This is a genomic window from Rhizorhabdus histidinilytica (assembly GCF_900167915.1).
GTDB classification, from domain to species: Bacteria; Pseudomonadota; Alphaproteobacteria; order Sphingomonadales; family Sphingomonadaceae; genus Rhizorhabdus; species Rhizorhabdus histidinilytica.
In genome coordinates, this window is the sequence record NZ_FUYM01000005.1 from 120,228 (window position 1) to 145,763 (window position 25,536).

At 68.5% G+C, this 25,536-nt stretch carries 23 protein-coding genes; 9 read left to right on the forward strand and 14 right to left on the reverse strand.

The genetic code is table 11. From position 1 onward, the window contains the following. Positions 1 to 286 precede the first annotated feature (286 nt). Positions 287 to 988, reverse strand: a complete 702-nt coding sequence (locus tag B5X82_RS12465) for a dienelactone hydrolase family protein (RefSeq protein ID WP_079648493.1) — start codon at positions 986 to 988, stop codon at positions 287 to 289. A 128-nt stretch (positions 989 to 1,116) separates the two neighbouring features. On the opposite strand from B5X82_RS12465, the gene gpmA reads away from it, so the two are divergent. The 4 genes from gpmA to B5X82_RS12485 all read left to right on the forward strand — a co-directional run bounded on the left by gpmA (position 1,117) and on the right by B5X82_RS12485 (position 4,439). After that, positions 1,117 to 1,803: a 2,3-diphosphoglycerate-dependent phosphoglycerate mutase gene (gene gpmA, locus B5X82_RS12470; protein WP_079648494.1), complete on the forward strand. Its 687-nt coding sequence runs from the start codon at positions 1,117 to 1,119 to the stop codon at positions 1,801 to 1,803. A gap of 135 nt (positions 1,804 to 1,938) precedes the next feature. Further along, positions 1,939 to 2,427, forward strand: coding sequence for a 5-(carboxyamino)imidazole ribonucleotide mutase (gene purE / locus B5X82_RS12475; RefSeq protein ID WP_079648495.1), 489 nt, complete (start codon positions 1,939 to 1,941; stop codon positions 2,425 to 2,427). Positions 2,428 to 2,429: 2 nt separating this feature from the next. Beyond that, positions 2,430 to 3,497 carry a 5-(carboxyamino)imidazole ribonucleotide synthase gene (locus B5X82_RS12480; protein ID WP_079648496.1) on the forward strand — a complete coding sequence of 356 codons (1,068 nt, stop codon included), beginning with the start codon at positions 2,430 to 2,432 and terminating at the stop codon, positions 3,495 to 3,497. 156 nt (positions 3,498 to 3,653) lie between these two features. Next, on the forward strand, positions 3,654 to 4,439 hold the full coding sequence (locus B5X82_RS12485) for an SDR family NAD(P)-dependent oxidoreductase (protein ID WP_079648497.1): 786 nt from the start codon (positions 3,654 to 3,656) through the stop codon (positions 4,437 to 4,439). Positions 4,440 to 4,505: 66 nt separating this feature from the next. On the opposite strand, the gene B5X82_RS12490 is transcribed toward B5X82_RS12485, so the two are convergent. Then, on the reverse strand, positions 4,506 to 4,802 hold the full coding sequence (locus B5X82_RS12490; protein WP_079648498.1) for a hypothetical protein: 297 nt from the start codon (positions 4,800 to 4,802) through the stop codon (positions 4,506 to 4,508). Continuing rightward, positions 4,799 to 7,702, reverse strand: a complete 2,904-nt coding sequence (locus B5X82_RS12495; protein ID WP_079648499.1) for a M16 family metallopeptidase — start codon at positions 7,700 to 7,702, stop codon at positions 4,799 to 4,801. Before B5X82_RS12495 ends, B5X82_RS12490 begins: the two co-directional genes overlap by 4 nt. A gap of 179 nt (positions 7,703 to 7,881) precedes the next feature. Between B5X82_RS12495 and clpB the strand changes: the two genes are divergently transcribed. Beyond that, positions 7,882 to 10,461 carry an ATP-dependent chaperone ClpB gene (gene clpB, locus B5X82_RS12500; protein ID WP_079648500.1) on the forward strand — a complete coding sequence of 860 codons (2,580 nt, stop codon included), beginning with the start codon at positions 7,882 to 7,884 and terminating at the stop codon, positions 10,459 to 10,461. A gap of 150 nt (positions 10,462 to 10,611) precedes the next feature. Here the strand turns inward: clpB and B5X82_RS12505 are convergent, their stop codons facing one another. From B5X82_RS12505 to B5X82_RS12535, 7 genes are all read right to left on the reverse strand, one after another. Then, positions 10,612 to 11,037, reverse strand: coding sequence for an Hpt domain-containing protein (locus B5X82_RS12505; protein WP_079648501.1), 426 nt, complete (start codon positions 11,035 to 11,037; stop codon positions 10,612 to 10,614). A 293-nt stretch (positions 11,038 to 11,330) separates the two neighbouring features. Further along, entirely contained in the window at positions 11,331 to 11,549 is a 219-nt protein-coding gene (locus tag B5X82_RS12510; protein ID WP_079648502.1) for a sulfurtransferase TusA family protein, read from the reverse strand. Then, on the reverse strand, positions 11,549 to 12,916 hold the full coding sequence (gene der / locus B5X82_RS12515; RefSeq protein WP_079648503.1) for a ribosome biogenesis GTPase Der: 1,368 nt from the start codon (positions 12,914 to 12,916) through the stop codon (positions 11,549 to 11,551). Before der ends, B5X82_RS12510 begins: the two co-directional genes overlap by 1 nt. Positions 12,917 to 13,167: 251 nt before the next feature. Next, a complete protein-coding gene (locus B5X82_RS12520) occupies positions 13,168 to 14,502 on the reverse strand; it encodes a PQQ-like beta-propeller repeat protein (protein WP_079648504.1) in 1,335 nt (444 codons plus the stop codon). A gap of 4 nt (positions 14,503 to 14,506) precedes the next feature. Further along, entirely contained in the window at positions 14,507 to 15,214 is a 708-nt protein-coding gene (locus B5X82_RS12525; protein WP_079648505.1) for a tetratricopeptide repeat protein, read from the reverse strand. 91 nt (positions 15,215 to 15,305) lie between these two features. Continuing rightward, on the reverse strand, positions 15,306 to 16,163 hold the full coding sequence (gene panB / locus B5X82_RS12530) for a 3-methyl-2-oxobutanoate hydroxymethyltransferase (RefSeq protein ID WP_079648506.1): 858 nt from the start codon (positions 16,161 to 16,163) through the stop codon (positions 15,306 to 15,308). Positions 16,164 to 16,430: 267 nt separating this feature from the next. Continuing rightward, positions 16,431 to 16,694: a DUF2312 domain-containing protein gene (locus B5X82_RS12535; protein ID WP_012049316.1), complete on the reverse strand. Its 264-nt coding sequence runs from the start codon at positions 16,692 to 16,694 to the stop codon at positions 16,431 to 16,433. Positions 16,695 to 16,872: 178 nt separating this feature from the next. On the opposite strand from B5X82_RS12535, the gene pyk reads away from it, so the two are divergent. Further along, on the forward strand, positions 16,873 to 18,330 hold the full coding sequence (gene pyk, locus B5X82_RS12540) for a pyruvate kinase (protein ID WP_079648507.1): 1,458 nt from the start codon (positions 16,873 to 16,875) through the stop codon (positions 18,328 to 18,330). A gap of 32 nt (positions 18,331 to 18,362) precedes the next feature. On the opposite strand, the gene B5X82_RS12545 is transcribed toward pyk, so the two are convergent. Continuing rightward, positions 18,363 to 19,928 carry an amidase gene (locus B5X82_RS12545; protein ID WP_079648508.1) on the reverse strand — a complete coding sequence of 522 codons (1,566 nt, stop codon included), beginning with the start codon at positions 19,926 to 19,928 and terminating at the stop codon, positions 18,363 to 18,365. Between the two features lie 155 nt (positions 19,929 to 20,083). Between B5X82_RS12545 and B5X82_RS12550 the strand changes: the two genes are divergently transcribed. After that, entirely contained in the window at positions 20,084 to 21,694 is a 1,611-nt protein-coding gene (locus B5X82_RS12550) for a S10 family peptidase (protein ID WP_079648509.1), read from the forward strand. A 49-nt stretch (positions 21,695 to 21,743) separates the two neighbouring features. Here the strand turns inward: B5X82_RS12550 and B5X82_RS12555 are convergent, their stop codons facing one another. From B5X82_RS12555 to ykgO, 3 genes are all read right to left on the reverse strand, one after another. Then, positions 21,744 to 22,112, reverse strand: coding sequence for a hypothetical protein (locus B5X82_RS12555; RefSeq protein WP_079648510.1), 369 nt, complete (start codon positions 22,110 to 22,112; stop codon positions 21,744 to 21,746). Positions 22,113 to 22,553: 441 nt separating this feature from the next. Next, positions 22,554 to 23,192, reverse strand: coding sequence for an HAD family hydrolase (locus B5X82_RS12560; protein ID WP_328588186.1), 639 nt, complete (start codon positions 23,190 to 23,192; stop codon positions 22,554 to 22,556). Continuing rightward, the gene (gene ykgO, locus B5X82_RS12565) at positions 23,192 to 23,317 is read right to left on the reverse strand and encodes a type B 50S ribosomal protein L36 (RefSeq protein ID WP_003046794.1); all 126 of its coding nucleotides are present in this window, start codon (positions 23,315 to 23,317) and stop codon (positions 23,192 to 23,194) included. The genes B5X82_RS12560 and ykgO overlap by 1 nt, the downstream gene beginning before the upstream one ends. A 450-nt stretch (positions 23,318 to 23,767) precedes the next feature. Here ykgO and B5X82_RS12570 point away from each other — a divergent pair, with 450 nt between their 5' ends. Both B5X82_RS12570 and B5X82_RS12575 read left to right on the forward strand, forming a co-directional pair. Then, entirely contained in the window at positions 23,768 to 24,391 is a 624-nt protein-coding gene (locus B5X82_RS12570) for a DUF4136 domain-containing protein (protein WP_235862683.1), read from the forward strand. After that, complete coding sequence (locus B5X82_RS12575) at positions 24,388 to 25,530, forward strand: M14 family metallopeptidase (protein ID WP_079648513.1); 1,143 nt, start codon at positions 24,388 to 24,390, stop codon at positions 25,528 to 25,530. The genes B5X82_RS12570 and B5X82_RS12575 overlap by 4 nt, the downstream gene beginning before the upstream one ends. Positions 25,531 to 25,536 lie beyond the last annotated feature (6 nt).

Genomic DNA, 25,536 nt, shown 5'->3' on the forward strand with positions numbered 1-25,536 from the left:
ATCAGGTCAACCTTTGATTGGCCTCAGGCGCCGGCGGTCACATCCGTGACCTTGGCTATCCTCGCATGAGCTCGGACGCGCGTTCGCGCTTGCGGAGTCCTGTCGGGCTCCGACGATCAGCTCTGCGTCGGGACGCGCCAGCGTCCCGCAAGGATCGGAGCCATCCGCGGACTGCCGGGGGCAGTCCATAGGCGGAGATCGGCTCGCGAAGCGAGCCGTGGCGGCCGCTCGAGCTTATGCGAGGATAGCCAAGCGGGCGGATGCCCGCGCCGGCGCCTGAGGCCAATCAAAACAATTCATCCAGGAAATCCCGCATCGCCCGCCAGCTTCGCCGGTCGGCGTCGGGGCTGTACATCCCCTCGCGCGCGGGGTTGGTGAAGCCGTGGACGGTGTGGCCATAGGCGTGGACCTGCCAGTCGACCTTGGCCTCGCTCATCTCCTTCGCCAGGCCGAGCACCGTCTCGGGCGGGTCGAGCGGGTCGTCCCAGCCGTGCAGGACGAGGACCTTGGCGGTGATCGCGGCGTTCGGGAAGGGCGGTGCGTCGTAGAGGCCGTGGAAGCTCGCCACGCCGGCGACATCGGCGCCCGAGCGGGCGAGGTCGAGCACGCATTTGCCGCCGAAGCAGAAGCCGATCGCCGCGACGCGCGCCGGATCGGCCGGCGCGCCGATCCCTCGCGCCGCGTCGAGCGCGACCAGCAGCCGTTCCTTGAGCAGGCCGCGATCGGCGTTGAGCCCGTCCATCGCCGCGCGGGCGCCGTCGAAATCGGCCGGCCAGTGGCCGAGGCCGTAGAGATCGATCGCCACCGCGACATAGCCCAGCTCGGCAAGGCTGCGCGCCTTGCCCTCCTCGAAAGCGGTGCGGCCCATGAAGGTGCCGGCGATCAGCACGATCGGACGCGGCGCGGCGGAGGCGTCGTCCCAGGCCGCATAGGCCTCGAAGGTGACGCCGCCATGGGCGTAGCGGACGGGCTTGGTGATGATCGACATGCAGATTGTCTCCCACAGCGTTTTTTCGGCGTTTCGCCCTCGTTCCCCGCCATTGCAAGCGTGACAGACGGGCGACCGCCGATTAAGAGGCGCGCTCCGCCGCTTTTGGTCGCTCTGAAAGGGGAATAATGCCGACGCTCGTCCTGATCCGCCATGGCCAGTCCGCCTGGAATCTGGAAAACCGCTTCACCGGCTGGTGGGATGTCAACCTGACCGACCAGGGCGTCGCCGAGGCGAAGGCGGCCGGCGAGCTGATGGCCGCCAAGGGCCTCGACTTCGACCAGTGCTACACCAGCTTCCAGACCCGCGCGATCAAGACGCTCAACATCGCGCTGGAGGCGATGGGCCGGCTGTGGCTGCCGGTTGAGAAGGACTGGCGCCTCAACGAGCGGCATTATGGCGGGCTGACCGGCCTCAACAAGGCCGAGACCGCCGCCAAGCATGGCGACGCGCAGGTCAAGATTTGGCGCCGCAGCTTCGACATCCCGCCGCCGGTGCTCGAACCGGGCGGCGAGTTCGACCTGTCGAAGGACCGCCGCTACGCCGGCATCGCGATCCCGGATACCGAGAGCCTGAAGGATACGATCGCGCGCGTCCTTCCCTATTGGGAGGAGCGGATCGCCCCCGACCTGAAGGCCGGCAAGCGGGTGGTGATCTCCGCGCACGGCAATTCGCTGCGCGCGCTGGTCAAGCATCTGTCGCACATCCCGGACGACGAGATCACCGAGCTGGAGATCCCGACCGGCCAACCGATCGTCTACGAGCTGGCCGACGACCTGACCGCGCGGGACCGTTATTATCTGTCGGAGCGCTGAGTAAAATCCTCCCCTGCCTTTGCAGGGGAGGGGGACCATGCGAAGCATGGTGGAGGGATAGGGTCGCAGACCCCTCCACCGCCTGCGGCGGTCCCCCTCCCCAAGCAAGCTTGGGGAGGAACCCGGAGGTATCGCATGACTGAAGCACCGCTGATCGGGATCATCATGGGCAGCCGCTCGGACTGGGAAACGATGTCCCATGCCGCCGCGACGCTCGACGCGCTCGGCGTGCCGCACGAGACGCTGGTCGTCTCCGCGCACCGTACCCCGGAGCGGCTCTACGACTATGCCCGATCGGCTGCCGGCCGGGGGCTGAAGGTGATCATCGCTGGCGCCGGCGGCGCGGCGCACCTGCCCGGCATGACCGCGTCGATGACCCGGCTGCCGGTGCTCGGCGTGCCGGTCGAATCCAAGGCGCTCAAGGGCATGGACAGCCTGTTGTCGATCGTCCAGATGCCCGGCGGCATTCCGGTCGGCACGCTCGCGATCGGCAAGCCCGGCGCGATCAACGCAGCGCTGCTCGGCGCCGCGATCCTCGCCACCCATGACGAGGCGCTCGCCGGCCGGCTCGACGCCTGGCGCGCGCGCCAGACCGCCGACGTCGCGGTCGAGCCGTTCGACTGACCATGGCGGCGATGATCCAGCCCGGCTCGACGATCGGCATCATCGGCGGCGGCCAGCTCGGCCGGATGCTCGCCATCGCGGCGGCGCAACTCGGCTATCGCACCGCGATCTACGCGCCCGAGACGAGCGGTCCGGCCGCCGACGTGTCGTCGCGCTGGGTGCGCGGCGACTATGACGATCTCGACGCGCTGCACGCCTTCGCCCAGAGCGTCGACGTCATCACCTATGAGTTCGAGAATATTCCGGTCGCTCCGCTGGAGGCGCTGCGGGTGCCGCTGGCGCCGCACCCCCGCGCACTGGCGACCGCGCAGGACCGTGCGACCGAGAAGGCCTTCGTCCAGGCGATCGGCGGGCGCCCTGCCCCCTGGGCGGTGGTCAACGGCCGCGAGGACCTCGACGCCGCAGTCGCGCAGATCGGTGCGCCGGCGATCCTCAAGACGCGCCGCTTCGGCTATGACGGCAAGGGCCAGGCCCGGCTCAAGGACGCCGCCGACGCCGACGAGGCCTGGGCTTCGATCGCCTGGGAACCGGCGGTGCTCGAAGGCTTCGTCCGCTTCGAACGCGAGTTCTCGATCCTGATCGTGCGCGGCGCGGATGGGACGACGCTGACCTGGGACCCGGTGCTCAACGTCCATGAGGACGGCATCCTCGCTCTGTCGACGGTCCCGGTCGCGCTGCCCGAGGCGACCGTCGCCGCCGCCAAGGCGCTCGCCGCGAAGATCGTCGCCGAGCTCGACTATGTCGGGGTGCTGGCGATCGAATATTTCGATACGGCCGAGGGCCCCGTGTTCAACGAGATGGCGCCGCGCGTCCACAACAGCGGCCACTGGACGATCGAGGGCGCGGTCACCTCACAGTTCGAAAACCATATCCGCGCGATCTGCGGCCTGCCGCTCGGCTCGACCGCCCTGGCGGCGCCGCGCGTCGAGATGCGCAACCTGATCGGCAGCCAGGCCGGTGACTGGGACCTGATCCTGTCCGACCCCGCCGCACATCTCCACCTCTATGGCAAGGGCCAGGCGCGCCCGGGCCGCAAGATGGGCCATGTGACCAAGCTGTTCTTCGACTGAGGTCCCGTCACCTCTGCAGCACCAGTTCCGCGTCGAGGAGGTCGACGCCGCCATCCGTGATCTGAGATCAATTCTGCTGTGCGGGCATGTGGTCTAATCATCAATGGCGGGTTCGCCTAACTTGCTCACCGAACATCGGAACGGGAGCTTTCGACCATGGATCTGCAACTCACGGGCAAGACCGCCCTCGTCACCGGCTCTACCGCCGGCATCGGCCTCGCGATCGCCGAGCGGCTGGCCGCCGAGGGTGCCGAGGTGACTATTTCCGGCCGCGACCAGGCCAAGCTCGATGCGGCGGCGGAGCAAGTCGGCAAGGCCGGACGCGTCCGCGCGGTACTGGCCGATGCCGCGACCGCGCAGGGCGCCGCGACACTGATCGAGGCGGCGCCGGCGGTCGACATCCTCGTCAACAATCTCGGCATCTACGAAGCCAAGCCCTTCGCCGAGATCAGCGACGAGGACTGGCATCGCTTCTTCGATGTGAACGTGATGAGCGGGGTCCGCCTCGCCCGGCACCATTTCCCCGCCATGCTGGCGCGCAACTGGGGGCGGATCATCTTCATCGCCAGCGAAAGCGGGCTGATGACGCCGGGCGAGATGATCCACTACGGCATGACCAAGACCGCCCAGCTCGCGGTCGCGCGCGGCCTGGCCGAGCAGACGCGGGGCAGCGGGGTCACTGTGAATTCGGTTCTGCCGGGGCCGACCCGGTCGGAGGGGATCACCGGCTTCATCCAGTCGGTGGTCGGCAACAAGGACGCCCCGGAAGCCGAGCGCGAGGCCGAGTTCTTCGACAGATTCCGGCCGTCGTCGCTGATCAAGCGCCTGATCGAGGCGGAGGAGGTCGCGGCGATGGTCGCCTTCCTCGCCAGCCCGCTGGCGGCGGTCACCAACGGCGCCGCGATCCGCGTCGAAGGTGGGCTGGTCCCGACGATCGCCTGATCGTCGGTCGTCACCGAGCGGAGCCGCTCGCCTGCCCTGCAAGGTCGATGCCGTCGGGACGGGCTCTCAGCCCCGCCGCGTCCCCGTCATCTCGGCCTTGCCGAAGGCGCCCATGGTGACGGTGCCGGTCAGCCGGTCGCCCTCGATCACCGCCTTGCCGACCAGGGTCATCGGCATCGGTTTCCTGGTGGGCATCTTCCAGACCAGCCGGTCGCCTTCGATCCGGCCGTCGACCACCGGCAGCTCGCCGATCTCGGCGACATTGCTGCCGGTGAAGCGGTCGCCGTCGCGGACGATGGTGAACACCGACGCCTGCTCGCCAAACGGCGCGCGGGTCACGCAATCCCAGACCTCGGTGCTCACTGGCCGACGACCATGCGCTCGACCGGCAGGCCGATCTCCTTGAGCTGCGGCTCGACCTTGGCCGCGTCGCCGACGACGACCCAGATCAGGCTGTCGGGGCGGATCGCGGCGCGGGCGGCCTCGTCCATCTGGGCGGCGGTCAACGCGCGGAAGCGGCCCGGCAGCTTCTCGTAATAATCGTCGGGCCGCTGCAGCGTGTCCATCTGGACGAGCGCGCCGAGCAGGTCGCTCGACGTCTCGAACGATCCCGGCAGCGAGCGGATCTGGCCGTTGATGGTGCGCTCGCGCTCCTCGGCGTCGACGCCCTTGGTGGTCAGGAACTCCTTCATGTCGGCCAGCGCCGCCTTGATAGAATCGCCGGTCCGGTCGGTCTGGACCGGGGCGACGACGTAGAGCGGCATGGTCTCGCGCAGGGTCTGCGCCTGGCTGAAAGCGCCATAGGCCCAGCCCTTGCTCTCGCGCAGGTCCATGTTGAGCCGCGACAGGAAGCTCCCGCCGATCACCTCGTTCGCCGCGATCAGGGCCAACGGATCGTCGACGCCCTTGGTGGGCAGCAGCTGCCCGGCCATGATGTAGCTCTGCGGGCTCTGCGGCCGGTCGATCAGGACGATGCGGGCGGGACGCGCCATGCGGTCCATCCGGAACAGCTTCTCGCCCTTCGCCACGGCCGGCTTGGCCCAGCTGCCGAAGCGCGCCTCGAGCAGCGGCTTCAGCTCATCGAGCGTGATGTCGCCGGTGACGAAGATCCTGGCGTTGTCGGGCCGGATCCATGTCTGATGGAAGGCGACGAGGTCGGCGCGGGTGACGGCCTTCACGCCCTCCGCGGTGCCGCTGCCCGACAGTGGCACGCCATAGGGGTGGAGATTGCCGTAGAGCAGGGTCGGCAGCACCCGGCGGGCGATGCCGCGCGGCTGCGAATTCTCCGACGCGATGCCGGCAAGGATCTGGCTGCGCAGCCGCTCGATCTCGGCCGGCGCGAAGGTCGGCCGCTGGACGATGTCGGCAAGCAGGTCGAGCGACGGCGCGAGATTGGCCTTGAGCGCGAACATCGAAACGCTGGTGCGGTCCATCGTCGCCGACGAGGCGATCTGCGCGCCCAGCCGCTCCTGCGCCTCGGCGATGCCGATCGAATCGAGCTTGCCGGCACCCTCGTCGAGCAGCGACAGCATCAGCCCCTGGGTGCCGAGCTTGGCCTTGGGATCGGCGGCGTTGCCCGCGTCGAACGCGACCGAGACGCGCACCGTCGGCACCGTCGTGCGCCGGGCGAACACCACCTTGATGCCGTTCGACAGGGTGGTCCGTTCGACATCGGGGAAGGTCAGGTCCTTGATCTCCTCGACCGGCGGCGGCGAGGAACGGTCGACCGCAGCGGTCGGCTTCAGCGTCTGCGAGATGGCGGGCGCCGCGGCCCCGCCCTCGAACCTGGGATCGCGATAGTAGCGCGGGGCCATGCCACCGCCCGGCGCGCCGACCGCGCTGCCGCCGGCGGCCGCCATGTCGGACGCGGTCCGCTCGCCTGGCTCCACCGTCAGCCGATAGGCGGGCCGGCCGAGCCATTTCTGCAACGCGGCCTTGATGCTCGCGGGGGTGGCCGCCGCGGTGGCGGCGAGGTCCTTCTTGTACTTGTCGGGATCGTTCGAATAGACCGCGCCCTCGGCCAGCGTCACCGCCTTGCCGGCAAAGCCGCCGACCGTCTCCAGCCCGGCGATCTCGCCCGCGGCCTGCCGGGTCGCGGCGCGCTTCACCTCGTCGGCTGTCGGGCCGTTGCGGACGAACTCGGCGATGATGTCGTCGAGCTGCTTCGCCACCAGCTTGGGATCGACGCCCGGCTTCACGTCGGCGGTCACCTCGACGATCGAGATCTTTTCGAACGGCTGGACGCTCGCGGTCACCGAGACGGCGGTCTTGGCCTTGCGCACCATCGCATTGTCGAGCCGCGACGAGGCGAGCCCGCCGAGCACATCCATGCCGAGGTCGAGCGGGATCAGATCGGGATCGTTGAGGCCCGGCACCACCCAGTTGCGGTAGATGCGGGTCTGCGCGACCCGGTCCTTCATCACCTGGTCGACCGGCGCCTTGAGCGTCGGCACCGGCACCTCGGGGCGCACCGTCTCCGGCCCGCGCGGGATGTCGCCGAACCATTTCTGGACCTTGGCCTTGGCGGTCGCGACGTCGATGTCACCGGCCAGCACCAGCACCGCGTTGTTCGGACCATAATGCGCGCGGAACCAGTTCTTCACGTCGTCGAGGCTGGCGGCGTCGAGATCGGCCATCGAGCCGATCGTCGAGTGGCGATAGGGATGCCCCTCGGGAAACAGCGCGGCGAGCTGGGCATATTCGACCAGGCCATAGGGTTCGTTGTCGCCCTGGCGCTTCTCGTTCTGGACGACGCCGCGCTGGTTGTCGAGCTTGGCCTTGTCGATCGCGCCGAGCAGATGGCCCATCCGGTCGGATTCAAGGAACAGCGCGAGATCGAGCGCGCCGGTCGGCACGGTCTCGAAATAATTGGTGCGGTCGAACCAGGTGGTGCCGTTGAGGTCGGTCGCGCCGATCGATTCGAGCGGCTTGAAGAAATCCTCGTTGGCGTTCTCCGATCCGTTGAACATCAGATGCTCGAACAGATGGGCGAAGCCGGTCTTGCCCGCGGGCTCGTCCTTCGAGCCGATATGATACCAGACAGAGACCGCGACGACCGGCGCCTTGCGATCGGTATGGACGATCACGCGCAGGCCGTTGTCGAGCGTGAACGCCTGATAGGGGATGTCGACCGCCTTCACGAGCGTCGCGACCGAGGCCGGCTCGGTAGCGGCGATGGCGGGGGTCAGGGGAGCGATCGAGGGGGCGGAGAGCGCGGTTGCGAACAGCAGGGCGACGACGGGACGGAACAGGCTGCGGCGCATTGAGGAACTTTCCGGATGGGGAAGGATTGCGGTGCAGTCTAGCCTGTGCCGCACAGGGTGCAATATGTCCGTAATACGCTCGGCCGTTTACTGCCCTCCCTTGCAAGGGAGGGGAGTTCGACCACTTGTGTTGCAGAAAAGTCACACCATATGATGCGCAATAGGAACAGGGATCAGGCATGAACCTCGAGAAATTCACCGACCGCGCCAAGGGTTTCCTCCAGTCGGCGCAGACCGTGGCGATCCGCAACAGCCATCAGCGCATCGCCCCCGAACACCTCCTCAAGGCGCTGCTCGAGGATGAGCAGGGCATGGCGTCCGGCCTGATCAAGGCCGCCGGCGGCGATCCGGCGACCGCGATGCGCGCGACCGACGCGGCACTCGCCAAGATTCCGGCGGTGTCGGGCAGCGGCGCGCAGCAGACGCCCGGTCTCGACAACGACCTCGCCCGCGTCCTCGATCAGGCCGAGCAGATCGCGCAGAAGGCGGGCGACAGCTACGTCACCGTCGAGCGGATGCTGCTGGCGCTCACCCTCGCCACCACCAGCCCGGCCGGCAAGGCGCTGGCCGAGGCCGGCGTGCGCGCCGAGGCGCTCAACGGCGCGATCAACGAGCTGCGCGGCGGCCGGACCGCCGATACGGCGAGCGCCGAGGATCGCTACGACGCGCTCAAGAAATTCGCCCGCGACCTGACTGCCGCCGCGCGCGAAGGCAAGCTCGACCCTGTGATCGGTCGCGACGAGGAGATCCGCCGCACCATCCAGGTGCTGGCGCGGCGCACCAAGAACAATCCCGTGCTGATCGGCGAACCCGGCGTCGGCAAGACCGCGATCGCGGAAGGACTGGCGCTGCGCATCGCCAATGGCGACGTGCCCGACGGCCTGAAGGACCGCAAGGTGATGGCGCTCGACATGGGCGCGCTGATCGCCGGCGCGAAATATCGCGGCGAGTTCGAGGAGCGGCTGAAGGGCGTGCTCGACGAGGTGCGCCAGGCCGAGGGCGACATCATCCTGTTCATCGACGAGATGCACACGCTGATCGGCGCGGGCAAGTCCGAGGGCGCGATGGACGCCGGCAACCTGCTCAAGCCCGCGCTCGCGCGCGGCGAGCTGCACTGCATCGGCGCGACCACGCTCGACGAATATCGCAAATATGTCGAGAAGGATCCGGCGCTGCAGCGGCGGTTCCAGCCCGTCTTCGTCGGCGAGCCGACGGTCGAGGACACCATCTCGATCCTGCGCGGACTCAAGGAGAAGTACGAGCTGCACCACGGGGTGCGGATCACCGACGGGGCGATCGTCTCGGCGGCGACCTTGAGCAACCGCTACATCACCGACCGCTTCCTGCCCGACAAGGCGATCGACCTGATGGACGAGGCCGCGTCGCGGCTGCGCATGGAGGTCGAGTCGAAGCCCGAGGAGATCGAGAATCTCGACCGGCGGATCATCCAGCTCAAGATCGAACGCGAAGCTCTGAAGAAGGAGACCGACGCGGCCTCCAAGGACCGGCTCGACGCGCTCGAAGCCGATCTCGTCGAGCTGGAGGAGCAGTCGGCCGAGCTGACCCAGCGCTGGCAGGGCGAGAAGGACAAGATCAACGCCGAGGCCAAGCTCAAGGAGCAGCTCGACGCCGCCCGGCTCGAACTCGACCAGGCGCAGCGGCGGGGCGATCTCGCCCGCGCCGGCGAGCTCAGCTACGGCGTGATCCCCAATCTGGAGAAGGAGCTGGCCGAGGCGCAGTCGGCGTCGGCGGGCGCGATGCTGCGCGAGGAGGTCACCAGCGAGGACATCGCCTCGGTGGTCAGCCGCTGGACCGGCATCCCCGTCGACAAGATGCTCGAAGGCGAGCGCGAGAAGCTGCTCGCGATGGAGGAGGAACTCGGCAAGCGCGTGATCGGCCAGAAGGACGCGATCGAGGCGGTGTCGCGCGCCGTCCGCCGCAGCCGCGCCGGGCTCCAGGACCCGAACCGGCCGCTCGGCAGCTTCCTGTTCCTCGGCCCGACCGGCGTCGGCAAGACCGAACTGACCAAGGCGCTCGCCGGCTTCCTGTTCGACGACGACTCGGCGATGGTCCGCATCGACATGTCGGAGTTCATGGAGAAGCACAGCGTCGCCCGGCTGATCGGCGCCCCTCCCGGCTATGTCGGCTATGAGGAAGGTGGCGTGCTCACCGAGGCAGTGCGGCGGCGCCCCTATCAGGTGGTCCTGTTCGACGAGGTCGAGAAGGCGCATGGCGACGTGTTCAACGTGCTCCTCCAGGTGCTCGACGACGGGCGGCTGACCGACGGCCAGGGCCGCACGGTCGATTTCTCGAACACGCTGATCATCCTGACCTCGAACCTGGGCAGCCAGTTCCTCGCCAATCTCGGCGAGGGCCAGGCGGTCGAGACCGTCGAGGACCAGGTGATGGAGGTGGTCCGCGCCCATTTCCGGCCCGAATTCCTCAACCGGCTCGACGAGATCATCCTGTTCCACCGGCTCGGCCAGGAGCATATGGGCCCGATCGTCGACATCCAGGTCGGCCGGGTCGGCAGGCTGCTCAAGGATCGCAAGATCAAGCTGGAGCTGACCGACGGCGCTCGCGCCTGGCTCGGTCGGGTCGGCTATGACCCGGTCTACGGCGCCCGTCCGCTCAAGCGCGCGGTGCAGAAATATCTGCAGGACCCGCTCGCCGAGGCGCTGCTCAAGGGCGAGGTGCCGGACGGATCGACCCTGCGCATCGACGAGGGCGACGGAAAGCTGGAGCTGAAGACGGTGTGAGAAGGACGGGGTGGGGCTGGCGACGGCCCTGCCCAACACACACCGTCACTCCGGCGGGCGCGGGGGTCTCGGGAGGCTCTTGCCTCGGCCCCTCATCTCCCCACGCCTGAGACCCCGGCCTCCGCCGGGGTGACGGGTGGGGAGGGAACCTCAGCCCTGTTTGCGGCCGAAGCCAGCGGCGGCGGGACGGCGGAGCGGGATCGGCTGGTTGCGGGTCAGCTCGCGCTCGAATTCGGCGAGCGTCTCGATCAGCAACGGACGCAGGCGGATGATCTCGGCGTCGAGCTTGTCGGGGGCGCTGTGCTCCTCGACGCAGCGGCGGGCGCTATGCTCGATATGCTCGGCGAGCCGGCCGAGCGCTTCGCCGCCGAACTGCAGCGAATCACCCTTCAGCGTGTGGGCGGGTCGCACCATCGAGACCGCGTCGCGCAGCTTGTAGGCCTGCTCGACCGCGACCACGCACTTGGCGGCGTCGTCGCGATAATGGCCGAGGATCGTGGCGAAATCATTGCCGATCAGCGAGCGCGTCTGGCCGAACGTCGTCCAGTTCACCACGCTGTTGCCGCCCTGCCCCATGTCCGCTTCCCGTTCGCACCCCTGGTAGATGCCGGGACGATAAAGCGGGCTCGTAAACGTCAGGTTACCGCAAGGGCATTGTTTTCAACGGGTTTTCCGGAATCGTTAGAATATCGTGCGTTTAATTTGATGCACACGCGTCCGCTCATCCTGAGGAGGGACTCAGCCTTGGCGAAGGCCCATCTCGAAGGATCCTCATATCCTTCGAGATGCCATTTCGCCTTCGCTCAATGGCTCCTCGGGACGAGCGGTTCAGATAAACCGCACGATGCTGTAGACGATGGTCGAGGCGATCAGGGCGCGGCAGGCGCGCTGACGATCCAGGCGGCGGGCTCCCCCGCGGGCGCGACCGACCAGCCCCTTTGCGCGGCAAGCGCCGCGATCTCGCCGGGTGCGATCGGGTCGTCGGCGAGGATCAGCACCGCCTCCGCACCGTCGCGAATCGCGCGCGCCAGCCGCACCGCCGGCCAGGGACAGCGCATCCCGCGCGCGTCGAGCCGGAGCGGCGGCATCAGTCGAACGGGTTCTTCGGCGCCCGAAGGGTGAGCCGCACCGGCACCGAGCCGAAACCGAGATCGCGGCGGATACCGTTGACGAGGTAGCGGCGATAGCTTTCGGGAAGCTGATCGACCCGGGTACCGAACAGCACGAAGCTGGGGGGACGGGTCCGCGCCTGGGTCAGGTAGCGCAGCTTGATTCGCTTGCCGCCGGGCGCAGGCGGCGGATTGGCCTCGATCGCGCGCTCGAACCAGCGGTTGAGCTTGGCGGTCGACACGCGCTGCGACCAGGCCTCGCGCGTCTCATGGGCGACCTGGAGGAGTTGGTCGACGCCGCGGCCGGTGACTCCTGAGACGGTGAGCAGCGGCAGGCCCTTGACCTGCGCCAGCCCTTCGTCGAGCGCCGCGCGGACGCCCTGGAACAGCGCGGGCGGATCGGCGGCGACGTCCCATTTGCTGAGCGCGATGATCAGCGCGCGCCCTTCCTGCAGAACCTTGTCGGCGATGCGCAAATCCTGCGCCTCCAGCCCGAGCGTGGCGTCGAGCAGCAGCACGACGACCTCGGCGAAGTCGACGGCGCGCAGGCCGTCGGCGACCGACAGCTTCTCCAGCTTGTCCTGCACCTTGGCGCGCTTGCGCATACCCGCCGTGTCGATCAGCCGGATCGGCCGCACGGTGCCGTCGGGGGCATGCCAGTCCCAGTCGATCGCGATCGAATCGCGCGTGATCCCCGCCTCGGGACCGGTGATCATCCGCTGTTCGCCGAGGATCTGGTTGATCAGGGTCGATTTGCCGGCATTGGGGCGTCCGACGATCGCCAGCTTGAGCGGCCCGCTCGCCTCCTCGTCATCGCCTCCCGTATCGTCTTCGGCGTCCTCGTCGCGCTCGACATGCGGCCGCAACGCGTCGAACAGGTCGACCACACCCTCGCCATGCTCGGCCGACAGCGGCACCGGATCGCCCAGGCCGAGGCCGAAGCTCTCGTACACGCCGGGCTCGGCCGCCTTGCCCTCGGCCTTGTTGGCGACGAGGATGACGGGCGTGTCCTCACCGCGCAGCCACAGCGCGACCTCCTCGTCGAGCGGGGTCACGCCTGCGCGCGCATCGATCATGAACAACGCGACGTCGGCCTCGCGCACCGCCGCCTGGGTCTGCGCGCGCATCCGGCCGGGCAGGGTCTGCGGGTCGTCGGTCTCGAAACCGGCAGTGTCGATGATGCGGAATTCGAGGCCGAGCAGATTGGCGTCGCCCTCGCGCCGGTCGCGCGTCACGCCGGGCCGGTCGTCGACCAGCGCCAGCTTCTTGCCGACGAGGCGGTTGAACAGCGTCGACTTGCCGACATTGGGCCGGCCGACGATCGCGACGGTGGGAAGCTGTGCCATGGGAGGGGGCCCATAGCCGGATTATAAGGCTTTTGTTAGCCCTCAAACGCCGGGCGCGGGGCATCCGCCCCGCTTGGCTTTCCTCGCATAAGCTCGGGCGGCCGTTCGGCCTTGCGGAGCCCTACGGGCTCCGTCGCAGAACTCATGCAGTGGAACGGGACGCGCAGCGTCCCGCAAGCGCGAACGCGCGCCCGAGCTTATGCGAGGAAAGCCAAGGCCGGCGGACGCCGGCCGCCCGGCGCCTGAGGGCCCTATCTATACGCTACCAGCTTCCCCTTGTCGGTCAGCACGAGCAGCGTGTTGTCCGCCACTACCGGCGCGGCGTAGATGGTGTCGCCGAGCTTGGTGATCGTACCGACCCTGCCGGTATCGACCGCGACGTTGACGACCTGACCCTCGGTGTTGGTGAGGATCAGGCGGCCGCCGGCGAGGACCGGGCCCGACCAGCCGATCGGCTTGCTCTTCTTCTTCTCGTTCTTCCAACGGGTGAGCTGGGTCTGCCAGCGGATACGGCCGCTGTTGCGGGCGATGCAGAGCAGCTTGGCGTCGTCGGTGACGAGGAACAGCCATTCGCCCGCGACCCACGGCGTCTCGATGCCGGCGATGTTGAGCTCCCACAGGCGCTGGCCGGTGAGGATGTCCATCGCCACCATGCGGCCGCCCTGGCCGACCGCGTAGACGCGGCCCTGGTCGATCACCGGCGAGGCATCGATGTCGACGAGGCTGGCGACCGAGGTGGTGATGCTGGTACGCGAGAGCGAATCCTGCCACACCGCACGGCCATTCTCGTAGCGATAGGCGGTCAGTTCGCCCGACGAGAAGCCGGCGACGACCGTGCCCTGGCCGATGGCGGGCGCGCCGACGCCGAACACGGCGGCGTTCTCAAGACTGCCGCTCGCCGTCCAGATCAGCTCGCCATTGCCCTCCTTGAGCGCGAAGAGCTGGTTGTCCTGGCTCATCACATAGACCGATTCGAGACCGACCGACGGCGCGCCGCGCAGCGGGCCGCCCGGGCGGACCTTCCAGAGCTGGCTGCCGTTGCCGGCGTCGAACGCGGCGGCGTCGCCGACGCCGTTGGTCGCGAAGACCTTGCCGTTGCTGTAGCTGACACCGCCACCGAACAGCGACGCCTTGTTGCCGTCCTTGTCGGACAGCACCGCGGTCCAGACCGGCGCGCCGGTCTTCAGGTCATAGGCGTGGATCTCGGCATCGACGTCGATCACATAGACGCGGCCGCCGCCGACCACGGGGCCGGCCGCGAGCCTGGCCTTCTTGGTCGAGCCGGCGATCTTGCGATCCCAGGCGACGCCGAGCTGCTGGCCGAGCGCGACATGGCCCATCGACTTGGTCGCGTTGCCGCCCGGCTGGGTCCATTCGGGGTTGACCTGCTCGGCGGGCACGGTGACCGGCACCACCTCCAGCGTCGGATCGACCTCGGCGCCGGTCTCGGCGGTCAGGATCGGGATGCGCTGGCCGAGCACCGGGGTCTTGGGCTTCTTGCCCTCGCCGCCGCCGAAGATGCCGCAGCCGGCGAGCATGGTCGTCATCGCCAGCGCCGCGGTGAGCGCGAAAAACTTCCGGGTCATCCGATCAATCCTTGTCAGCGGGGGCGGCGGCGGATGGAACATCGACATTGACGCCGAGGCTGGTCGCCAGCCGCGCGGCACGGGTCCGCAGCGTATCGGGCACGGTCTTGTCGCGGGCGACGGCGGCGAGCAGCCGGCCCGCCTCCGCTCCGCGATTGGCCTGGATCATCGCGACCGCGGTCATCTCTCCCGCGGTACCGAAAAAGGGGTTGCCCTCGACCGCGAGCGGCTTGAGCCGGTCGATCACCTGCTGCGGCGCCAGGCTGTCATATTCGAGCAGGGTCTGCCGGATCAGCGAAACGTCGCGATAAGGCTGGGCGGCCTTCTCGTCGGCGGCGATGCCCGCATAGATGCCGATCGCGCTCTTGGTATCGCCGCGGTCGGCGGCGAGCGTCGCCTTGGTCAGAAGCGCCGCGATGCGATAGCCGTCGCCGCCTTCGGCGACGAGCTTGTCGATCTTCTTCGCTGCCTCGGCCTTGCGGCTCGCCTGCACGTCGGCGATCAGCGCGCTCATCTCCTCGCCCTGCGCCTCAGCCTTCTTCGTGGAAGCCTGGCGCCAGTAGAGGAAGCCGGCGAAGGCGACCAGGAGCAGGAGGAGCCCGACGAGGGCGATCCGTCCGTAGTGCCGGACCATCTTCTGGAGCTGATCGCGGCGCAGCTCGTCGTCGACCTCGCGCAGGAAGGCTTCTTCGGTAGGCGGCGTGGAGGCCAAGCATCTTCTCCGGAACTAGGAACGGGTCTCTTAGCGAGCGCGAGCGCGCGGTGCCATAGCCAATAGATATGCCGGATGAACGGCCATCCATTCACTTCCTCGGCTGATAGGTCTGGTCGACGGTCGGAAAGCGGCGCTCACGGACATCGGCGGCATAGGTCGCAACCGCCGCATCGATCTTTTCGGAGAGTTGCTCATATTTCTTCACGAAGCGCGGCACCCGGTCGAACATGCCGAGCATGTCGTCGATCACGAGCACCTGGCCGTCGCACTCGACCGAACCGCCGATGCCGATCGTCGGCACGTCGATCGCCCGGGTCATCTCGATCGCCAGTGGCTCGACCACGCCCTCGACCACCAGCGAGAAGGCCCCGGCCTGCGCCACCGCCTTCGCATCGTCGATCAGCCGGGCATATTCCTCCTGGCCGCGGCCGCGCGCGCCATAGCCGCCGAGGACGTTGACCGCCTGCGGGGTGAGCCCGACATGGCCGACCACCGGTATGCCGCGCGCCGTCAGGAAGGCGATCGTCTCCGCCATCGCCGCGCCGCCCTCGAGCTTGACCGCCGCGGCGCCAGTCTCCTTGAGCACCCGCGCGGCCGAGCGGAACGCCTGTTCGGGGCTTTCCTCATAGGAGCCAAACGGCATGTCGACGACGACGAGGCTGTGATAGCTGCCGCGCACCACGGCGGCGCCGTGCGCGATCATCATGTCGAGGCTGACCGGCACGCTCGACGGCAAGCCGTAGAGCACCTGGCCCAGGCTGTCGCCGACCAGCAGCATGTCGCAATGCGGATCGAGGATCTGCGCCATCCGGATCGTGTAGGCGGTGAGCACCACCACCGGCGTCTTGCCCTTCGCCGCGCGGATCGCGGGGACGGTGAGCCGCTTCATCGGCGCCGGTGTCGGATTGGCGCGGCTGGTGGCGGTGTCGATCTGGAAGGTGGACATTGTTTGTTTGGCCCTCAAGCGCCGGGCGCAGGACATCCGTCCTGCTTGGCTATCCTCGCATAAGCTCGGGCGGCCGTTCGGCCTTGCGGGCTCTGGCGAGCCCGTTGCCTAGGCTGGGCCGGCCTCATGGTCAAATGCGACCATCCCCAACCGTCATGCCAGCGAAGGCTGACATCCATGTCTGTCATCACCCGCGATGACACCGAATGCCGGAAGAGACATGGACCCCAGCCTTCTCTGGGGTGACGGTCGTCGGTGGGAATATCCTCAGATCATCCCAAGAGCAGCCATGTAGGTTTCGAGGATCATCGCCTCTTCCTCATGCTCGCCCTTCTTCTTCTTGCGGATCGAGATCAGCTTGCGGACGATCTTGGTGTCGTAGCCGCGGCCCTTCATTTCCGACATGACGTCCTTGATGTCGTCGGCGATGCCCTTCTTCTCTTCTTCGAGCCGTTCGACCCGTTCGACGAACAGGCGCAGCTCCTGCGCCGCGATGCTGCCCTTGTCTTCGGTCGTGTCGGCTTCAGCCATGATTCGCGAGTCCCTCGATATGCGTGAAAGGCGCAGGCTGTAGAGCGAGCCGCGCGGGGGCTCAACGGGGAATCGGCGAAGCTCGCCGATGCGGCGAACCATGACGGAGAGACGACGGAGGGGGTTGCCATATCGGTGGCAGATTCTATCCCGAGGCGCTCCGGAGAGAGGAGCGCCCGTGGACATCCAGATCCCCCCCCGTCAGCGCAAGGTGCGCGTGCTCGCCACGCTCGGCCCCGCGAGCAGTTCGCCCGAGATGATCGCGAAGCTGTTCCGCGCCGGTGCCGACGCCTTCCGCATCAACATGAGCCACGGCGCCCATGAGGATAAAATCCCCTTGATCCAGGCGATCCGCGCCATGGAGAAGGAACTCGGCCGCGCGACGACGATCCTGTTCGACCTGCAGGGGCCCAAGCTCCGCGTCGGCAAGTTCGCCGATGGCGTGGTGCAGCTCGCGACCGGCCAGGCCTTCACGCTCGACCGCGATCCGGCGCTGGGCGACCTGCACCGCGTCCAGCTCCCCCATCGCGAGATCTTCGAGGCGCTCGAGCCGGGCACCCGCCTGCTGCTCGACGACGGCAAGCTGGTGCTGCGCGTCCGCACCGTCCACCCCGACCGGATCGAGACGATGGTGGAGGTCGGCGGCGCGCTGTCGAACAGCAAGGGCCTGAACGTCCCCGACGTGATCGTGCCGATGGCGGCGCTGACCGAAAAGGACCGCCGCGACCTGACCTTCGCCTGCGACCATGGCGCCGACTGGATCGCGCTGAGCTTCGTCCAGCGGCCCGAGGACGTCGCCGAGGCGCGGCGGCTGATCGGCGGCAAGGCGGCGCTGCTCGCCAAGATCGAGAAGCCGGCGGCGGTCGAGCGGCTCGACGAGATATTGGAGATCGCCGACGCGGTGATGGTCGCGCGCGGCGATCTGGGCGTCGAGCTGCCGCCCGAGCGGGTGCCGCCGATGCAGAAGCGGATCGTCGAGACCGCGCGGCGGATGGGCCGGCCGGTGGTGGTCGCGACCCAGATGCTCGAATCGATGATCCAGGCGCCGACCCCGACCCGCGCCGAAGTGTCCGACGTTGCCACCGCGATCTACGACGGCGCCGACGCGGTGATGCTGTCGGCCGAATCGGCGAGCGGCCAGTGGCCCGAGGAGGCGGTCGCGATGATGGACGCGATCGCCCGCTCGGTCGAAAGCGACCCCGGCTATGCGGCGCGGCTGCACTTCACCCAGACACACCCCGACGCGACCACCGCCGACGCGCTGGCGGAGGCCGCCGCGCAGATCGCCGCGACCGTCTCGGCAAGCCTGATCATCTGCTTCACCCTGTCGGGATCGACCGCGCGGCGCATCGCCCGCGAGCGGCCGTCGGTGCCGCTGCTGGTGCTGACGCCGAAGCTCGCCACCGCGCGGCGCATGGGCCTGCTGTGGGGCAGCCATTCGGTCCGCACCCGCGACGTCGCCAGCTTCGAGGAGATGGTCGCCAAGGCCAAGCGCATGGCGCTGCGCCACAAGCTCGCCAATGCCGGCGACCGCATCGTCGTCGTCGCGGGCGTCCCCTTCGGCACGCCGGGATCGACCAACATGCTCCACGTCGTCCGCCTGACCGGCGAGGAGCTGAAGGGTTATGGTGGGTAGGACGTTTTCGAACGGTTGAGTCGTGCCGAAACTCACCCCAGCAGCGCGGGCTTCCTGCCGAGGATGTCCCCCGCGACCTGTTCATAGGCGCGGCCGAGCTGGAGGACGGCAAGGTCGTGGCGGCTCGGGCCGACGAGCTGGAGGCCGCTCGGCAGCCCCTCGGGGCCGAAGCCGGCAGGCACGCACAAGGTCGGGCAGCCGGTCAGGCTCGGCCCGGCGACGATCTCCATCCAGCGGTGGTAGCTGTCCATCGCCACGCCCGCGACCTCCTTCGGCCAGTGCAGCCCGGCGTCGAACGGGAAGATCTGCGCGCTCGGCAGGGCCAGGAAGTCGTACCGCTCGAAGGCCTGGCGATAGGCCTCGTAGACGCGCGATCGGACGACCGAGGCGTTGTAGAGGTCGACCGCCGACAGCTTCAGGCCATTCTCGATCTCCCACACCGCCTCGGGCTTGAGCAGCTTGCGCTTGGCGGGGTCGGCGTAGAGCGGACCGAGGCCGCCCGCGAGGAAGCCCTGGCGGAGCCGGACGAAGGCCGACCAGATCGCGTCGCGGTCGATGCCGAGCGAGACCGGCTCGATCACACAGCCCGCCGCCTCCAGCCGCCGCAGCCCCGACAGGCAGAGGTCGAGCATGCCGGGCGCCATCGGCACGCCGCCGAGGTCGCCGAGCCAGCCGATGCGTACGCCCTTCATGTCGCGGTCGAGCGGGCCGGCGAAGACCGCCGGATCGCCGTCGAGCGACAGCGGCGTCCGCGCGTCGTAGCCGGCCATCGTCGACAGCAGCAGCGCGAGGTCGCCGACCGTGCGCGCCATCGGTCCTTCATAGCCGATATTCTGGACGAACAGCTCGTTGGTCGGGCCGTGCGGCACGCGGCCGGCCGAGGGGCGGAAGCCGAAGATATTGTTCCAGCCGGCCGGGTTGCGCAGCGATCCGGCGAAGTCGCTGCCGTCGGCGACCGGCACCATGCGCGCCGCCAAAGCGGCCGCCGCGCCGCCGCTGCTGCCGCCCGCGGTGCGCGACGGGTCATAGGCGTTGCGGGTGACCCCGAAGACGGGATTGTAGCTTTGCGAGCCGAGGCCGAATTCGGGGACGTTGGTCTTGCCGATCAGAATCGCGCCCGCCGCGCGCAGCCGCTCGACGAAGATCTCGTCGGCCTTGGGGACGTTGTCGGCGAAGATCGGCGATCCCATGGTGGTGCGGATGCCGCGCGTCGCGGCGAGGTCCTTCACCGCATGGGGCAGGCCGTGCATCCAGCCGCGATGGCGCCCGGCGGCGATCTCGCGGTCGGCCTCGTCGGCGGCGGCGAGCAGCGCAGGCCGCTCGACCCGCGAGACGATCGCATTCAGCGCCGGATTGACGCGGTCGATCCAGTCGAGATGCGCCGTCATCACCTCGCGGCACGACACCGCGCGGCTGCGGATGCGCGCGGCGAGGTCGCCCGCCGTCCAGGTGGCGATCTCCGACGGCGGCGCGGCACGGCGGCCGGCGGACCGCGCCTCGGCCGCCCCTGCCCCCGCCAGCAGCGTCGCCGACGCCACCCCGGCGATCAGCGCATCGCGCCGGGAGAAGTCGGTCGTCGCGCTCGAATCGGGGTTCATCGGCAGGGTCCTGGGATCATCGTCGAAACCCGGCCGTCTTCGATCAGATGCGCGTCGCTGTCCAGCCGTTCCGGCGGCGACGATCGGAGGGGAATTGACGGCCGCCGATCGATCCCGGATGGATCGGGCCTCGTTTCCGCGCCCATGAGGTACCCATGCGCCCTGCCCTGATCGCCGCCGCCCTTGCCGCGCTGGCGACGACCGCCCTGCCCGCCGCCGTTGCCGCCGAGACGCCCGACGAGAAGGACGCGGCGGCGTCCGCCGCGCCCGCGCGCTTCCAGCCCGACGAGGTGCGATCGACCGGATCGGTCAGCGTCGGCGGCGTGCGCATCCCCTATCAGGCAGTGGCGGGGACGCTGGTCGTCCACCCCAAGGGCTGGGAGGACGTCCCCCCGCGCGACGAGGACGGCCGCAAGGCCGCGAAGGAGCAGGCCGAGGCGTCGATGTTCTACGTCGCCTATTTCAAGAACGGAGCCGCCGCCGCCAACCGGCCGATCACCTTCCTGTTCAATGGCGGGCCGGGATCGTCGAGCATCTGGCTGCACATGGGCGCGTTCGGCCCGGTGCGGGTCGAGACCGGCGACGCGGGCCAGGCGTCGGCGGCGCCCTACCGCGTCGTCCCCAACGACATGGCGCTGCTCGACGCGTCGGACCTCGTCTTCATCGACGCGCCCGGCACCGGCTTCAGCCGGGTCGCGGGGAAGGACAAGGACAAGGCCTTCTACGGCGTCGACCAGGACATCCACGCCTTCGCCCGCTTCATCGTCCAGTTCCTGTCGAAGCACGGCCGCTGGGCCTCGCCCAAATATCTGTTCGGCGAAAGCTATGGCACGATGCGCGCCGCCGGCCTCGCCAGGGCGCTGCAGGACGAGGATGTCGACCTGAACGGCGTGATCCTGCTATCGGACATATTGAACTGGGACCTGATCCCCGACGATCCGCAGCTCAATCCGGGGATCGACCTGCCCTATATCGTTTCGCTGCCGACCTATGCGGCGACCGCCTGGTATCACCGTCGCGTCGCCAACCGACCCGACGACCTGGAAAGCTTCCTGGCCGAGGTCGAGCGCTTCGCCACCACCGACTATGCGCTGGCGCTGATGCAGGGCAACGCGCTGCCGGCCGCCGAGCGGCAGGCGATCGCGGAGAAGCTGTCGGGCTATACCGGGCTGCCGGCGGCCTATCTGCTGCGGAGCAACCTGCGGATCGAATATGGCGCGTTGCAGAAGGAGTTGCTGCTGGACCGCGACCTGACCACCGGCACGCTCGACACCCGCTTCACCGGCTGGACGATCGACCCGCTGAGCAAGGTCGCCGGCTATGATCCGCAGGGGTCGGCGATCGGCGCGGCCTATGCCGGCGCGTTCAACGACTATGTGCGGGGCACGCTGCGCTATGGCGAGGTGCGGCATTACCAGACCAGCCTCGACGTCTATGGCAGCTGGGACTACCGGCACCAGCCGCCGGGCGCCGACAAGCCGCTGATCGCGCTGCCCAACGTCCTGCCCGACCTGGCGGTGGCGATGAAGCGCAACCCGACGATGAAGGTGATGGTCAACGGCGGCTATTTCGACGTGTCGACGCCCTATTTCGCCGGGCGCTACGAGCTGCAGCACCTGCCGGTCCCGACCGCGCTGACCGGCAATATCGAGTATCGCTACTATCCGTCGGGCCACATGGTCTATCTCCACCGGCCGTCGCTGAAGGCGCTGCATGACAATGTCGCCGACTTCATCCGCCGGAGCGACAATATCGCCGAGCGATAATGGAACGAGCCGCACCCGGACGGAGATGCCGTCCGGGTGCGGGAAACGTTCAGTTCTTGTTGCCGAGGAGACCGCCGAGCGCGCCGAGCAGGCCGCCGCCGTCACCGCCGGTGCCGGCCGCGGCTCCGCCACCGAGGCTGCTCACCAGATTGCCCAGCAGCCCGCCGGCATCGCCGCTCTTCGAGCCCGCCGCCGCGAGCAGGGCGGGCAGCAGCGCGCTGAGCTGCGAGAAGTCGATCCCGGTCTGCGCGGCAACCGCCTGGGTCGCTTGCTGATTGTCGGTGTTCGGGTCGGCGATATGGGGCAGGAGCTGGCTTGCCGCCGCCTGGACCTGGTCGGCCGAAAGGCCCAGCTTTTCGCCGATCGCGCCGAAATCGAGGCCGCCAGCCTGTTCCGCCAATTCTTCGAGCATACCCATCACGAACTCCTACAAGGTTCGCGCGACGAAGCCGTCCGCGCGCGGCGCAGCGGTCTGCAGGGAGCATCCGGGCGGACGCCCCGATTCGGCCGCGGCCGAGCCCCGAAACTAACCAAGCGGGGATGTGATGGAAACGGACGAAAAACCCGCTCCCCCACCCGCCCGCGCATGTCGGCACGAGGGCGGGCGGGGAAGCGGGGAAACTACGGCAGCGCCCAGGAGGAGGGGATCGGAACGCTGCCGCTTCCGGCTCAGCCGGAACTCGTCAGCGGTGGCGCAGCATATCCTCGATGCTGACGAAGCCGACCACCGCCATGAACAGCGCCGCCGCCGCGATGGGCAGGACCAGATAATGATCGCCGATGAAACCGAACATGTCGTGACCTCCGTGTCTGTCGGAGCCACTGTGACGAGAGCCGCGCGAGTCGGCTTTGATCGCGGTCAAAGACGGTTTCGGAGCAATCCCAGCCGTTCGAGCTCGGCGCGCAGCGGCCCGGCCCCGGCGAACAGATGCCCGGCGATGCCCAGTGCCTCGGCCGCGGCAACGTTGTCGGCGCGGTCGTCGATGAAGATCGCTTCTGCCGGGCCCAGCCCGAAGCGGTCGAGCGCCATGACGTAGATCGCCGGATCGGGCTTGATCAGCCGCACTTCGCCCGAGACGAGGATATCGGCAAACAGATCGAAGATCGCCGCTTCTCGCGCGCGGAAGGGCGGCCAGAATTCATGGCTGAAATTGGTGATCGCGAACAGCGGCACGCCGTGCGCGTGCAGGTCGTGGACGATCGCGCCCATGCCCGGCAGCAGGCCGGTGACGGTTTCGGCAAAGCGCGGGCCGAAGGCGGCGATGGCGTCGGCGAAGCGCGGCCAGGCCGCGATCAGCTCGGCACTCGTCTCGGCAAAGGGACGGCCGGCATCGTGCTGGCCATGCCAGTTGAGATTGACGACGTCGCGCAGAAACAGTTCAAGCTCGTGCGCAGGCACGAGCTTTTCGAAGAACTGCCGGAGATTCCAGTCATAGAGCACATTGCCGACATCGAAGATGACGGCGCGTGTGCGGCGCCCGCCCGAAAGCGGCGTGATCAGCCTTGGCGCGCCTTGAAGCGGCGGTTGGTCTTGTTGATCACATAGGTGCGGCCACGACGACGGATCACGCGGTTGTCCCGATGCCGGTCCTTGAGCGACTTGAGAGAGTTGCGGATCTTCATGGCGTCTGCGCCTGCTTTCTAAGCTGATATGTGGAAAAACGAGGCGCTCCCCTATGGGCTGGAGCCCAAGGAGTCAAGCGCGGGTTGTTTGTTTTGCCCTCAGACGCCGGGCGCCGGGCATCCGCCCGCCCTGGCTTTCCTCGCATAAGCTCGGGCGGCCGCCACGGCTCGCTTCGCGAGCCGATCTCCGCCCACGGACTGCCCCCGGCAGTCCGCGGACCGGCTTCGATCCTTGCGGGACGCTACGCGTCCCGACACAGAGTTCGTCGTTGGAGCCTGCCAAGGCTCCGCAAGCGCGAATGCGCGCCCGAGCTTATGCAAGGAAAGCCAAGGTCGCGGATGCGACCGCCGGCGCCTGAGGCCCAAACAAACAAAATCATTCCATCAAAATCGTTGCAGCCATATCGTTGCTCCCGCGTTTCGATGCGGAGCATCGCCTGGGAGGATGATATGAAGACGTCGCACGCCCTGCTGTCCAAGGCCCTGTTGATCGGCACCGCGCTGACGCTGGCGGGCTGCGCGGCGCAGATGCCCGAGACGCGGGTCACCCGTTTCCACCTGGGCCAGCCAATCGCAAAGGGCGAGGTGATGGTCGAGCCGCGCGATCCGACGCTGGCGAAGGACCTGGAGTTCCAGACCTATGCCCGCATCGTCAACGCCGAGCTCGACCGGCTCGGCTTCCGCATCGCACCCGACCTGACCAAGTCCGAGCTGGTCGCCGTCACCGAGGTGCGGCGGAGCTGGCGGCCGACCGGGCAGGCGCGCGGATCTTCGCTGTCGATCGGCCTGGGCGGCGGCAGCGGCGGCGGCTGGCACGGCGGCACCAGCGTCGGGCTCGGCGGCGCGGTCAGCTTCCCGATCGGCAAGCCCAAGGAGCGGATGGACGTGCAGACCCAGCTCTCGATCCAGCTCAAGCGCCGCTCGGAGGGCACGGTGATCTGGGAGGGCCGCGCCGAATCGGTGGCGCGCGACAACACGCCGCAGGCCAATGCCGAGGCGACGGTCGCACGGCTCGCGGCGGCGCTGTTCAAGGACTTCCCCGGCCGGTCGGGCGAGACTATCACGGTGAAATGAGCCACTCCGACAGCATCAGCATCTCCAGCGGCTTCGACAGCGGCAACATCGCCGTCCTCGGCCGCGACGGCACGACCTTCGACCTCGCCATCGTCAAGGATCACGAGTCCGACTTCTATCAATGGTTCCATTTCCGCCTGAGCGGCGCGAAGGGGGTGCCGGTCACGCTACGCATCGGCAACGCCGCGGGCGCCGCCTATCCCGACGGGTGGAAGGACTATCGGGCCTGCTGCTCGGCCGACCGGCAGGTCTGGCGGCGGGTGCCGACCGACTATGCGGACGGCGCGCTGACGATCCGCGTCACCCCCGATGCCGACAGCGTCTGGCTCGCCTATTTCGCGCCCTATTCGATGGAGCGGCATCATGACCTTGTCGCCCGCATCGCCGGCGCGCCGGGCGTCTCCCATGAACGGCTGGGCGCGACGCTCGACGGACAGGACATCGACCTGCTGACGATCGGCGAAGGGCCGAAGACGGTATGGCTCTACGCCCGCCAGCATCCCGGCGAGAGCATGGCCGAATGGTGGATGGAAGGCGCGCTCGAACGGCTGACCGATCCCCATGATGCGGTCGCGCGCAGCCTGCGCCAACGGGCGACCTTCCACATCGTGCCGAACATGAACCCCGACGGGTCGCGGCGCGGCCATCTGCGCACCAACGCCGCGGGGGTGAACCTCAACCGCGAATGGCACGAGCCGACGCCCGAACGGAGCCCCGAGGTCCTCCACGTCCTCGCGCGGATGGACCGGACCGGGGTCGACTTCGCGATGGACGTCCATGGCGACGAGGCGATCCCGTACGTTTTCATCGCGGGGTTCGAAGGCATTCCGAACTGGACCGAGGAACAGGGCCGGCTCTACCACCTGTTCCGCGACACGCTGGCGCGGCGCTGTCCCGACTTCCAGACGCGGCGCGGCTATCCGATCGCGGCGAAGGGCAAGGCCAACCTGTCGATGTCGACCAACCAGCTCGCCAACCGCTTCGGTTGCGTCGCGGCAACGCTGGAGATGCCGTTCAAGGACAATGCCGACCTGCCCGATGCCGCGCATGGCTGGTCGCCCGAACGGTCGAAACGGCTCGGCGCCGAATGCCTCGGCGCGCTGCACGAGATATTGGACGATCTGCCGGCGAAGCGCTGAGCCCCG